This is a genomic window from Paenibacillus taichungensis (genome assembly GCF_013359905.1).
In the GTDB taxonomy this organism is placed as follows: Bacteria; Bacillota; Bacilli; order Paenibacillales; family Paenibacillaceae; genus Paenibacillus; species Paenibacillus taichungensis.
Window position 1 is genome coordinate 1 of record NZ_JABMCC010000037.1, and the last position, 283, is coordinate 283.

At 53.0% G+C, this 283-nt stretch carries 1 rRNA gene; it reads left to right on the forward strand.

Annotation, left to right across the window (positions count from 1 at the left end):
* A 16S ribosomal RNA gene (locus HP548_RS00255) occupies positions 1–283 on the forward strand; the annotation flags it as partial.

The window sequence follows — 283 nt, forward strand, 5'->3', positions numbered from 1 at the left end:
ACACATTAAGCACTCCGCCTGGGGAGTACGGTCGCAAGACTGAAACTCAAAGGAATTGACGGGGACCCGCACAAGCAGTGGAGTATGTGGTTTAATTCGAAGCAACGCGAAGAACCTTACCAGGTCTTGACATCCCTCTGATCGGTACAGAGATGTATCTTTCCTTCGGGACAGAGGAGACAGGTGGTGCATGGTTGTCGTCAGCTCGTGTCGTGAGATGTTGGGTTAAGTCCCGCAACGAGCGCAACCCTTGATCTTAGTTGCCAGCACTTCGGGTGGGCAC